Below are 11,077 nucleotides of genomic sequence, written 5' to 3' on the forward strand. Positions count from 1 at the left end.
CCGCCAACCCACCAAAGCCGCCGACCCAGGTGGACTTCAACCAGCGGGTGCAGAACGTCGTGAGTTCGCACCGGGAGAACGTCGACATCCTTAAGGTGGACGATCAGAAGTTCGTCCGGCCGCGCCACTGGGACTACCTCGACTACGACGACTCCTATCGCCGCCCGACCATCTACAACCCGCTCAATCAGCCGATCACGTTCCGCTACTTCTACAACGGCGCCTATCAGGAGGCGTACCTGCCGCGCGGAGGCCGGATGGTGCTCGACGCCGCGACCGTCGGCGTCGTCCCGTTCACCGCGGTGGGCGACAGCTACGTAGCCGCGGGCAGTTTCTATGGTGGGGGCTCAATTCCGTTGAACGGCTACAACGGTCCGCCGCCGCCCGACTACAAGCCGCCGGCGCCGCCGAAGTTGTACGAGAACGTCACGGTGTCCGTTCCCGCCAAGGGCGAGACCGTGGAGGTGGGCCACGTGTCGGTGGTGGGTCACGACGGGAGCCAACCCGCGGGCGGCCAGGACACCTTCCTGCTCGACGACTCCACCCTGGCCTGGGGGCAGATCGACAACTCCAGCAGCGCACCCGCCCAGATCAGGGTGATCAAGACCCAGCCCACGCCGGGCGTCGGGCCGACCGACGACGGCAGCTTCCTGGTGCTGCTGGCCGTGCACCATCAGGAGCCCGGTCAGCCCAATCAATCCGGATGGACTTTGGCGCTGCGCTTCGGGGGATTTGCGGTGGTGGTGGGCCTGGTCGCCTGGCTGCTCGCTCGCCGGAGCCGGGCCGAGGAGCAGAACGCTGATTCATGACCGGCTGGTCTGAGCTGCTCGGTGCAGTCGCGCTGATCGCGCTCGGCGGACTGTTCGCGGCGATCGATGCGGCCATCAGCACGGTGTCGCTGGCCAGGGTCCAGGAGTTGGTGCGCGACGAGCGGCCCGGCGCGGTGGCCTTGTCCAAGGTCATGTCCGAACGGCCCCGCTACATCAACCTGGTTGTGCTGCTGCGGATCACCTGCGAGATCACGGCGACCGTGCTGTTGGTGGTGTTCCTCTACGACAACTTCGGGCTCAGGTGGGGGCTGTTCGGCGCCGCGGCCATCATGGTGGTCACCAGCTTCGTCGTGATGGGGGTGGGGCCGCGCACCCTCGGCCGTCAAAACGCCTACTCCATTGCCCTGACCACGGTCCTTCCGCTGCAGGCGATTTCGTGGCTGCTGATGCCGATCAGCCGCCTGCTGGTGGTGCTGGGTAATGCTGTGACGCCCGGCCGTGGCCTGCGCAACGGCCCGTTCGCCTCCGAGATCGAGTTGCGTGAAGTCGTCGACCTGGCTCAGCAGCGCGGCGTGGTGGCCGCCGAGGAGCGGCGGATGATCCAGTCGGTCTTCGAACTCGGTGACACCCCGGCCCGCGAGGTGATGGTGCCGCGCACCGAGATGATCTGGATCGAAAGCGACAAGTTCGCCAGCCAGGCCATCAACCTGGCGGTGCGCAGCGGGCATTCCCGCATCCCGGTGATCGGTGAAAACGTCGACGACATCGTTGGTGTCGTGTACCTGAAAGACCTTGTCCAGCAGACGGTTCTGTCCGGTGACGGCGGCCGCACCCCGCCGGTGTCGAAGGTCATGCGGCCGGCCGTCTTCGTGCCGGACTCCAAACCGTTGGACTCGCTGCTGCGGGAAATGCAGCGCGACCGCAACCACATGGCCCTGCTCGTCGACGAGTACGGCGCGATCGCCGGCCTGGTCACCATCGAAGACGTGCTGGAGGAAATAGTCGGCGAGATCGCCGACGAGTACGACCAGGCGGAGACGGCGCCGATAGAAGACCTGGGCGACAAGCACTTCCGGGTGTCGGCGCGGTTGCCGATCGAGGACCTGGGCGAGCTGTACGGGGTGGAGTTCGACGACGATTTCGACGTCGACACGGTGGGCGGCCTGCTCGCCCTGGAGTTGGGCCGGGTGCCGCTGCCGGGCGCCGAGGTGTTCTCGCACGGTCTGCGGCTGCAGGCCGAAGGCGGCACCGATCACCGGGGGCGGGTGCGGATCAATACCGTGCTGCTCAGCCCGATCGAATCCGACGGTTCATCCGATGGCGAGGAATCCGAGCAGCATGACTGAATTCCGTTCCGGCTTCGTATGTTTGGTGGGCCGTCCGAACACGGGCAAATCGACGCTGACGAACGCGCTCGTCGGGACCAAGGTCGCGATCACCTCGATCCGGCCGCAGACCACCCGGCACACCATCCGCGGCATCGTGCACCGCGACGACTTCCAGATCATCCTGGTCGACACGCCGGGCCTGCACCGGCCGCGAACCCTGCTGGGCAAGCGGCTCAACGATCTGGTGCGCGATACCTATTCCGAAGTCGACGTGATCGGGCTGTGCATTCCGGCCGACGAAGCGATCGGTCCGGGCGACCGGTGGATCGTCGAACAGATTCGCGCGACCGCGCCGAAGACGACGCTGGTCGCGATCGTCACCAAGATCGACAAGACGCCCAGAGACCGGGTGGCCGCCCAGCTGGTGGCGGTCAGCGAGTTGGTGGGTGACTCGGCGGAGATCGTGCCGGTGTCGGCGGTCACCGGGGCGCAAGTCGACATCCTGATTGACGTGCTGGCCGCGGCGCTGCCGCCCGGCCCGGCGTACTACCCCGACGGTGAGCTGACCGACGAACCCGAAGAGGTCCTGATGGCCGAGCTCATCCGGGAGGCCGCCCTCGAGGGTGTGCGCGACGAACTGCCGCATTCGTTGGCGGTGGTCATCGACGAAGTCAACCCGCGGGAGGATCGCGACGACCTGATCGACGTGCATGCCCTGCTCTACGTCGAACGCGACAGCCAAAAGGGAATCGTCATCGGCAAGGGCGGTGCCCGGTTGCGGGAGGTGGGCAGCGCCGCGCGTGCCCAGATCGAAAAGCTATTGGGGACAAAAGTTTACCTCGATCTGCGGGTCAAGGTTGCCAAGAACTGGCAGAGCGACCCCAAACAGCTTGGCCGGTTGGGCTTTTAGCGATCGCACGCGACGGTGTTGTTCACCTCGTCCATCGCCTCCCAGATGCCGGGTTCCTATCAGCCGGTGTACAACGCGTCGAAGTCGTTCATCCAATCCTTCGCCCAGGCGCTGCACGACGAATTGCGCGACACCGCAATCACTGTCACCGCCTTGATGCCCGGACCGACCGACACAAACGTCTTCGGCCACGCCAAGATGGTCGATTCCCTGGTGGGCAAAATGCGCAAGGACCCCCGCTCAGGTCGCGCGGCAGGGATTCGAGGCGCCGATGCAAGGCGATCAGAAGGTGGTGGCCGGCTCCGCATTGACAAAAGTCATGGGTGCGGCGAACCGCCTGCTGCCGGACAGGGCCAAAGCCGTTGGCAATCGGGTGATGTCGAAGCCGCGGGGCGCCTGAACAGTCGCGCGGATCAGGCGAGCACCGTCCGCATCAATGAGAGAAGTGGTATTCGGCGTCCCATCGCGGAGTGATCCAGCGCGGCTGCACACCCGAGAAGATCAGCCCCGCCACGATCGACTTGTGACTGTCGCGCCCAACCAGGAGGCTGCCGTCGCCGCCGGCCACGGACATCATCGCCGCCCGGACCGCAGGGAGCTGCCACAGGTGCAACCAGGCAACGTCGGCGCCGACGGCTTCGGCCATCAGGTCCTCCGCGTGCTCCAAATACTGGTTGCTGGTTCTGCGGATCCAGCCCACCGCTGGCCAGCACGTCGTCGAGGAACGGTTCGCGGCCCAGCACCTGACAGAACACGGTCGTCGGTGCCGCGGCCCTGGCGGGGAGCGGTCGATTGATCCATCGCCAACGAGTACCCGAGTTGTCAGCGGCTAATTTGTCGCCCTCACCTGCGCAAACACAGGCGTCAGGCCTGGGGGCCGGCGGCGCCCGGAGCGTCCGTCGTCTGGTCCCACCACGACTGGGGCTGTTCGCTCGCCCACCCGCTGACCGCTTCCAGCTCGGCGGCCAGCGAGATCAGCATGCCCTCGCTGTTGGCTGGGCCCATCAGCTGCACACCGATCGGCAACCCCTCGGAGGTGAAGCCCGCCGGAACGTTGATCGACGGCCAGCCCAGCACATTCCACGGGAACGTCAGCGGGCACGCCGCGATCATGGCGCGGTCGGTGCCGAAACCACTCAGCCGGTCGAAGGCGCGTGCCAGGGGTGGGGGCTGGGCCGTCGTCGGCGCCAACACCACGTCGACGATGTCAAAGATCGAGCCGACCCGGCGCTGGTCTTCGGCTTCGTGGCGACGCGCGCTGCGCAGGATCGCCTGGCCCAGCACGGCGCCCAGGCGCAGGTTGGACAGGGTGCGGGGGTCCAGCACCACCCCGTCGCCCAGCCGCTCCTCCCAATCGCGCAGGCCCGCGGTGGACCGGGCGAGAAAGTCCCACGACAGCCGCATGCCGTAATCGGGATTGCCCGGCACCACGGTGTGGCCGAGCAGTTCGAGTTGCTTGCCGACCGCCCGCGTCGCGGCCAGGATCTCCGGGTGCAGCTTCGGCCGGAAGCCGGTGTAGGGGAACCGGGTGGACAGCGCGATGTTCAGCGGGCCGGGCGCCTTACCCACGTAGTCGGAGGCGACGATCGGCGGCGGCTTGTGCCGGTCTCCCTCCACGTTCCCGGAGGCGGCGTCGAGCACCAGCGCCGCATCGGCCACGGTCCGGGCCAGCACGCCGTTGACCGTGATGCCGTTGAACGCCTCCGGCAATGGCCAGGTCGAGATGCGTCCGCGCTGCGGCTTGATGCCGACCAGGTGCGTCCACGCCGCCGGGATGCGGATGCTGCCGGCGCCGTCGGAGCCGATGGCCGCGGTGACCAGTCCGGCCGCCACCGCCGCGGCGCTGCCCCCCGACGATCCGCCCGGGGTGTGCCGGCGCGACCAGGGGTTGCGGGTATGCCCGAAACCGGGCCCGCTGGTGAACGGCCACTGGCCGAGCTCGCAGGTGTTGGTCTTGCCGACGATCACCGCGCCGGCCGCCTTGAGACGGCGCACCACCTCGGCGTCGTGCGTCGCCGGCGCGACCGTCCCCTCGGTCCCGAAGGCGGTGGGCACGCCAGCAACGTCGACATCGTCTTTGACCGCGATCGGAATCCCCAGCAGCGGGGCGGTGTCGCCGGCCGCGCGGCGCCGGTCGGCCTCGGCGGCGTCGGCCAGCGCCGACTCGGTGAGCACCACCCGAAAGGCGTTGAGCGTGGGCTGGCTGGCGTGGATGGCGTGCAGCGAGCGACCGACCAGTGTGGTGGACGTCACCGAGCGGCTCGCCAGCTGATAGAGCAGGTCAGTGAGCGTGGGCAGGCGCCGGTGGCCGGATCCGGAAATGGACCCGGGACCCGACCCAGAAGCGCCAATCACGGGGTACGAGACTAACGGCGCGGATACCCGTAATGTCGCGGCGGGGTGCAAAACTATTGTGATGCGGCTATACCGAGACCGAGCTGTTGTGTTGCGCCAGCACAAGCTCGGCGAAGCCGACCGGATCGTCACCCTGCTGACTCGTGAGCACGGGCTGGTCCGCGCGGTTGCCAAGGGCGTGCGCCGCACTCGCAGCAAATTCGGTGCTCGGCTGGAGCCGTTCGCGCATATCGACGCGCAGCTGCACCCCGGCCGCAACCTCGACATCGTCACCCAAGTCGTCTCCATTGACGCGTTCGCCACCGACATCGTCAACGACTACGGCCGTTATACGTGCGGGTGCGCCATGCTGGAAACCGCCGAACGCCTCGCCGGCGAGGAGCGGGCACCCGCCCCGGCGCTGCACGGGCTCACGGTGAGCGCGTTGCGGGCGGTGGCCGACGGCCGCCGGTCCCGGGACCTCCTGCTGGACGCCTACCTGCTGCGCGCGATGGGCATCGCCGGCTGGGCGCCCGCGCTGAACGAGTGCGCCCGGTGCGCCACACCCGGTCCCCATCGGGCGTTCCACGTCGGCGCCGGCGGCAGTGTCTGCACACACTGCCGCCCGGCCGGTTCGACGACGCCGCCCCCGGGGGTGCTGGACCTGATGTCCGCGCTGCACGACGGCGATTGGGACTTCGCCGAGCAGACCCCGCAGTCGCACCGTAACTACGTCAGCGGTCTGGTGGCCGCGCACCTGCAGTGGCATCTGGAGCGGCAGCTCAAGACCCTGCCGCTGGTGGAACGGACCTATCATGCCGACCGCACCATCGCCGACCAGCGCGCGGCGCTGATCGGGCAGGATATGGACTGTGGCTAAAATCTGGGCCGGCGGCTCGGGCCGAAAGGCCGAGCTCGCCACGGCGTCAGCCGATTTCCCGCAGCTGCCCCCCGCGCCCGACGACTACCCGGTGTTCCCCGACAAGTCGACCTGGCCGGTCGTCTTTCCCGAGCTGCCGCCCCCGGCCGACGGTGGGCCGTGCCGGCCCCCGCAGCACATCTCCAAGGCGGCCGCGCCCACGATCGAGGCCGACCGATTGCCCAACCATGTGGCCATCGTGATGGACGGCAACGGCCGCTGGGCCACCCAGCAGGGATTGACCCGCACCGACGGCCACAAGGCGGGCGAGGCAGTGGTCATCGACATCGTCTGTGGCGCAATCGAACTCGGCATCAAATGGCTCAGTCTGTACGCCTTCTCCACCGAGAACTGGAAGCGCTCCCCCGAGGAGGTCCGCTTCCTGATGGGATTCAACCGCGACGTGGTGCGCATGCGCCGGGTGAACCTGAACACCATCGGGGTCAAGATCCGGTGGGTCGGTTCGCGGCCGCGGCTGTGGCGCAGCGTGATCAACGAACTGGCGATCGCCGAAGACCTGACCAAGGACAACGACGTCATCACCGTCAACTACTGCGTCAACTACGGCGGTCGCGCCGAGATCGCCGAGGCGACAAGGGAAATCGCGCGCCTTGCCGCCGCCGGCCGGCTGAACCCGGAGCGCATCACCGAGTCAACGGTGTCGCATCACCTGCAGCGGCCCGACATCCCCGACGTGGACCTGTTCCTGCGGACCTCGGGGGAGCACCGGTCCAGCAACTTCATGCTGTGGCAGGCGGCCTACGCCGAATACGTCTTTCAGGACAAGCTGTGGCCCGACTACGACCGCCGCGACTTGTGGGCGGCGTGTGAGGAATACGCCTCCCGCAACCGCAGATTCGGGAGCGCATAGTGCCGCCGCTGCAGGAGCGCCTGGCATCGATACTCGGCGACGTCCTTCCGCTCGAGGCGGAGGCCGACGGCGCCGTGACGGTGCGCCACGACGCCACCATCGCCTCGTTGCGGGTGGTCAACATCGCCGAGGGCCTCGATCTGGTCTCACTAACCCAGATACTGGCGTGGGATCTGCCGTCGACCAAGAAGCTCAGCGAGCAGGTGGCCAAGCAGGCTCGCGACAGCAACTTCGGTAACGTGACCATGGTCGAGAAGGTCAATGATAAAGCGGTGCAACGCAATTCGGGCAGGAGTGCGGCTAAAATTGCCGACGTGATGCTGCGCTATAACTTCCCCGGCGCCGGCCTGACCGACGATGCCCTGCGGACCTTGATCCTGCTGGTGCTCGACACCGGCGCCGAGATACGTCGGGCGCTGACGGCGTAACCGGTTACCGGCCCCCGCAATCCGAGCAGGTGCCGAAGATCTCGATGGTGTGGCTGACGTCCGAGAAGCCATGCTTGGCAGCCACTTCGGTGGCCCACTGTTCGACCTCGTGATCGCCCACCTCGATGGTGGCGCCGCAACTGCGGCAGACCAGATGGTGGTGGTGGTGCTCCGAACATCGGCGGTAGACCGATTCGCCGGTGTCGGTGCGCAGCGTGTCGATCATCCCGGCCGTGGCCATCGACTGCAGGGTCCGGTAGACGGTCGTCAGGCCGATGTTCTCGCCACGCCGGCGCAGCTCGTCGTGCAGCTCTTGGGCCGAGCGGAACTCGTCGAGCGTCTCCAGCAGCGTGGAGATCGCCGCCCGCTGCCGGGTGGAGCGGACGCTGACCCCGCTCATCGGCGCCACTCCTTTCCCCCGCAAGCGGGCGGTGCCCCCGCATTGCTTCGCGCTGCATCGTCGCTGGCGCGGGTCATGGGCGCGGCTCCTCACTGGCGTGCGCGACGGCATCCACCACGATGTGCGCGAGGTGATGATCGGCGAGCCGGTAGAGCACTTCGCGCCCGGATCGCTCCCCGGTGACCACGCCGGCCGCCTTGAGGATTTTGAGATGCTGGCTGACCAGCGGCTGGGGCACGCCGAGCGCGTCCACCAGCTCGTGCACGCAGCGGTGCGACTCGCGCAGCTGCAGCACGATGGCGATGCGCACGGGCGCGGCCAGCGCGCGCAACAACTCACCGGCGGCATCGAGGATGTCCCGCGGCGGCGGCACGGGATAGGTGGCCACTCCGGAGTGCCCGGCGGCGCCCAGCGCGTCATGGTCGTGGGCGAGGACGCCCGGGTCCGAGTGGCCATCCGCGGCGGCCGGCATCGAGGCAGAAGGTGACGGGGACGTCATCATGGGGGCGGCATCACCTCGAGAAGTGCCAGGTAGTGGAATGTATTCGCCAGTGAAAGTCGTTGTCGGCTGCCATCCACTGTCACATGCATGATGACGCATGTCAAAGACCGCGGTGCCGATCGCTACCATGACTGATGCTCTGCGCACGGCGGTCGAGCGCCGCGCGTGCCCGTTCAAACCCGGAAAGGGAGTGCACCACCCCGTGGCGTCCGTCATCGACACCGTAGTGAACCTGGCCAAACGGCGCGGCTTCGTCTTTCCCTCGGGGGAGATCTACGGCGGCACTCGGTCGGCTTGGGATTACGGCCCGCTCGGTGTGGAGTTCAAGGAGAACATCAAACGCCAGTGGTGGCGCTCGGTGGTCATCGGTCGCGACGACGTCGTCGGCCTGGATTCGGCGATCATCTTGCCGCGGCAAGTCTGGGTGGCCTCCGGCCATGTCGAGGTCTTCCACGACCCGCTGGTCGAGTCGCTGATCACCCACAAGCGTTATCGCGCCGACCATCTCATCGAAGCCTACGAAGCCAAACACGGGCACCCGCCGCCCAACGGGCTGGCCGACATCCGCGACCCGGAGACCGGCGAGCCCGGCCGGTGGACCGAGCCCCGCGAATTCAACATGATGCTCAAGACATACCTCGGTCCGATCGAAACCGAGGAGGGCCTGCACTATCTGCGTCCGGAGACCGCGCAGGGCATCTTCGTCAACTTCGCCAACGTGGTGACGACCGCCCGCAAGAAGCCGCCCTTCGGAATCGGTCAGATCGGCAAGAGTTTTCGCAACGAGATCACCCCGGGCAACTTCATTTTCCGGACCCGCGAGTTCGAACAAATGGAAATGGAGTTCTTCGTCGAGCCCTCAACTGCCAAGGAATGGCATCAGTACTGGATCGACACCCGCCTGCAATGGTATGTCGAGCTGGGTATCGACCCGGAGAACTTGCGGTTATTTGAACACCCGGCCGACAAGCTGTCGCACTACTCCGATCGCACCGTCGACATCGAGTACAAGTTCGGCTTCGCCGGTAATCCGTGGGGCGAGTTGGAAGGTGTCGCCAACCGCACCGATTTCGACTTGTCGACGCATGCAAAGCATTCCGGCGTCGACCTGTCGTTCTACGACCAGGTGACCGACACCCGCTACACCCCGTATGTCATCGAGCCCGCCGCCGGTTTGACGCGGTCGTTCATGGCGTTCTTGATCGACGCCTACACCGAGGACGAAGCCCCGAACGCCAAGGGCAAGATGGAAAAACGCACGGTTCTGCGGTTGGACCCGCGCCTGTCCCCGGTCAAGGCCGCGGTGCTGCCGCTGTCCCGGCACGCGGACTTGAGTCCCAAGGCTCGAGACCTGGCAGCCGAGTTGCGGCAATTCTGGAATATCGATTTCGACGACGCCGGTGCCATCGGGCGACGCTACCGACGCCAGGACGAGATCGGCACGCCCTTCTGCGTGACGGTGGATTTCGACTCACTCGAGGACAACGCCGTCACGGTGCGCCGGCGCGACGACATGTCCCAGGAGCGGGTGCCGATGAATGCCGTGTCGGATTATCTGGCGGCTCGCCTCAAGGGTTGTTAATCGACCACTCTCGGGTCGGCTTGTAGATTGTTCTGTCCCGTTGCATCGGCGCGGGTCCGGCTGCCGGTGTGGCCCGTGATGCGTCATCACCCACACCGAATTCCGAGAAATAAGGTTTGCTTAAAGTCCGGCTTTTCGCGGTGCGGGTGCCTTAGGATCGCCAGTGGGGCATAAGTAGATAGCTAATGGCCGCGGGTGGATGCCGGTCTGTCCGGGGCAGGAGCCGTTGACTCGGTCGGTTGGGGTTGCACATGATTCCCGCGTTTGTGTTCTTCCCTCCTGAGATCAACTCGGCCTTGATATTCGGCGGTCCCGGGGCCGGACCTCTGTTCGAGGCGGCCGCGGCGTGGGACGGGCTGGCCGCCGAGCTGTCATCCTCGGCATCGTCGTTTCACACCACGGTTTCCGATTTGGCCGGTAGCGCCTGGATGGGGCCCTCGTCGATGGCGATGACCACCGCCGCGGCGCCCTACGTGCAATGGCTGATCATCGCGGCCGCGCAGGCGGAGGTGGCGGCCCTGCAGGCCCGGATCGCCGCACTGGCTTTCGAGGGTGCACTGGTGGCGACGGTGCCGCTGCCGGAGGTGCTGGCCAATCGGGCTCGGCTGCTCGTGCTGATTGCCACGAACTTCTTGGGCATCAACACCGCCGCGATCGCACAGACCGAGCTCGAGTACGTCGAGATGTGGGCGCAGGACGTGGCGGCGATGTTGGGCTATCACGCCGGGGCCCAATCGATGGCGCAGGCGCTGCCGGAATTCAGCGTGCCGCCGGCGGCCCTTGGTGGCGGCGCGCCCGCCGCGGACCTGTCGGGCCTGGTCGGGTTGGTGACGGCACCCCTGAGTTTCGCATCGCAGTTCTTCCAGGGCCTGTCCTCGCTGGGGACCGCGTTCGTCTCCCAACTTCAGTCGGTGTTCGGGGCGCTCTCGCCGGCCGTCTCGTTGTTGTCGTCGACGCCGGTGGCGACGTTGACGTCGGTGGCGCAGGCCGGAATGTACCCGGCGACCGCGTTGATGACGCCCATGGTGACGCT

At 67.0% G+C, this 11,077-nt stretch carries 12 protein-coding genes and 1 pseudogene; 9 read left to right on the forward strand and 4 right to left on the reverse strand.

Features of this window, described 5'->3' with window-relative positions:
• The 4 genes and pseudogenes from DQP58_RS23620 to DQP58_RS23635 all read left to right on the forward strand — a co-directional run.
• Nucleotides 1-809: pseudogene (locus DQP58_RS23620) on the forward strand (hypothetical protein); the annotation flags it as partial.
• On the forward strand, nt 806-2,116 hold the full coding sequence (locus DQP58_RS23625; protein ID WP_112710575.1) for a hemolysin family protein: 1,311 nt from the start codon (nt 806-808) through the stop codon (nt 2,114-2,116). The pseudogene DQP58_RS23620 and the gene DQP58_RS23625, both read left to right, overlap by 4 nt.
• Nucleotides 2,109-3,008 carry a GTPase Era gene (gene era / locus DQP58_RS23630; RefSeq protein WP_112710576.1) on the forward strand — a complete coding sequence of 300 codons (900 nt, stop codon included), beginning with the start codon at nt 2,109-2,111 and terminating at the stop codon, nt 3,006-3,008. The genes DQP58_RS23625 and era overlap by 8 nt, the downstream gene beginning before the upstream one ends.
• A gap of 15 nt (nt 3,009-3,023) precedes the next feature.
• Nucleotides 3,024-3,482, forward strand: a complete 459-nt coding sequence (locus tag DQP58_RS23635; protein WP_430916589.1) for an SDR family NAD(P)-dependent oxidoreductase — start codon at nt 3,024-3,026, stop codon at nt 3,480-3,482.
• Here the strand turns inward: DQP58_RS23635 and DQP58_RS27695 are convergent.
• Together DQP58_RS27695 and DQP58_RS23645 are read right to left on the reverse strand one after the other, a co-directional pair.
• Nucleotides 3,442-3,654 (reverse strand): hypothetical protein, encoded by a 213-nt coding sequence (locus DQP58_RS27695; RefSeq protein WP_430916591.1) that lies wholly within the window; start codon nt 3,652-3,654, stop codon nt 3,442-3,444. The genes DQP58_RS23635 and DQP58_RS27695 overlap by 41 nt on opposite strands.
• A 218-nt stretch (nt 3,655-3,872) precedes the next feature.
• Entirely contained in the window at nt 3,873-5,363 is a 1,491-nt protein-coding gene (locus DQP58_RS23645; protein ID WP_112710577.1) for an amidase, read from the reverse strand.
• Nucleotides 5,364-5,424: 61 nt separating this feature from the next.
• Here DQP58_RS23645 and recO point away from each other — a divergent pair, with 61 nt between their 5' ends.
• From recO to DQP58_RS23660, 3 genes are read left to right on the forward strand one after another with little or no spacing between them, the layout of a single operon-like run.
• Nucleotides 5,425-6,222, forward strand: a complete 798-nt coding sequence (gene recO / locus DQP58_RS23650) for a DNA repair protein RecO (RefSeq protein WP_066869584.1) — start codon at nt 5,425-5,427, stop codon at nt 6,220-6,222.
• A 1-nt stretch (nt 6,223) separates the two neighbouring features.
• Nucleotides 6,224-7,132: a decaprenyl diphosphate synthase gene (locus tag DQP58_RS23655; protein ID WP_112710581.1), complete on the forward strand. Its 909-nt coding sequence runs from the start codon at nt 6,224-6,226 to the stop codon at nt 7,130-7,132.
• Nucleotides 7,132-7,560 carry a hypothetical protein gene (locus DQP58_RS23660; protein WP_112710578.1) on the forward strand — a complete coding sequence of 143 codons (429 nt, stop codon included), beginning with the start codon at nt 7,132-7,134 and terminating at the stop codon, nt 7,558-7,560. Before DQP58_RS23655 ends, DQP58_RS23660 begins: the two co-directional genes overlap by 1 nt.
• A 4-nt stretch (nt 7,561-7,564) precedes the next feature.
• Here DQP58_RS23660 and DQP58_RS23665 read toward each other — a convergent pair whose 3' ends face one another.
• Nucleotides 7,565-7,960 carry a Fur family transcriptional regulator gene (locus DQP58_RS23665; protein ID WP_112710579.1) on the reverse strand — a complete coding sequence of 132 codons (396 nt, stop codon included), beginning with the start codon at nt 7,958-7,960 and terminating at the stop codon, nt 7,565-7,567.
• A gap of 73 nt (nt 7,961-8,033) precedes the next feature.
• Nucleotides 8,034-8,462, reverse strand: a complete 429-nt coding sequence (locus tag DQP58_RS23670; protein ID WP_205869525.1) for an ArsR/SmtB family transcription factor — start codon at nt 8,460-8,462, stop codon at nt 8,034-8,036.
• A 190-nt stretch (nt 8,463-8,652) separates the two neighbouring features.
• On the opposite strand from DQP58_RS23670, the gene DQP58_RS23675 reads away from it, so the two are divergent.
• Nucleotides 8,653-10,044 (forward strand): glycine--tRNA ligase, encoded by a 1,392-nt coding sequence (locus DQP58_RS23675; RefSeq protein ID WP_112710582.1) that lies wholly within the window; start codon nt 8,653-8,655, stop codon nt 10,042-10,044.
• A gap of 251 nt (nt 10,045-10,295) precedes the next feature.
• Nucleotides 10,296-11,077, forward strand: a 782-nt coding sequence (locus DQP58_RS23680) for a PPE family protein (protein ID WP_133259427.1), incomplete at its 3' end; no start/stop codon positions are given.

This window comes from Mycobacterium colombiense (assembly GCF_003284975.1).
Lineage (GTDB): Bacteria > Actinomycetota > Actinomycetes > Mycobacteriales > Mycobacteriaceae > Mycobacterium > Mycobacterium europaeum_A.

Coding starts and splice junctions, on each gene's coding strand:
- DQP58_RS23625 (WP_112710575.1), top strand. CDS start 806: ATGACCGGCTGGTCTGAGCTGCTCGGTGCAGTCGCGCTGATCGCGCTC.
- era (WP_112710576.1), top strand. CDS start 2,109: ATGACTGAATTCCGTTCCGGCTTCGTATGTTTGGTGGGCCGTCCGAAC.
- DQP58_RS27695 (WP_430916591.1), bottom strand. CDS start 3,654: ATGGCCGAAGCCGTCGGCGCCGACGTTGCCTGGTTGCACCTGTGGCAG.
- recO (WP_066869584.1), top strand. CDS start 5,425: ATGCGGCTATACCGAGACCGAGCTGTTGTGTTGCGCCAGCACAAGCTC.
- DQP58_RS23665 (WP_112710579.1), bottom strand. CDS start 7,960: ATGAGCGGGGTCAGCGTCCGCTCCACCCGGCAGCGGGCGGCGATCTCC.
- DQP58_RS23670 (WP_205869525.1), bottom strand. CDS start 8,462: ATGATGACGTCCCCGTCACCTTCTGCCTCGATGCCGGCCGCCGCGGAT.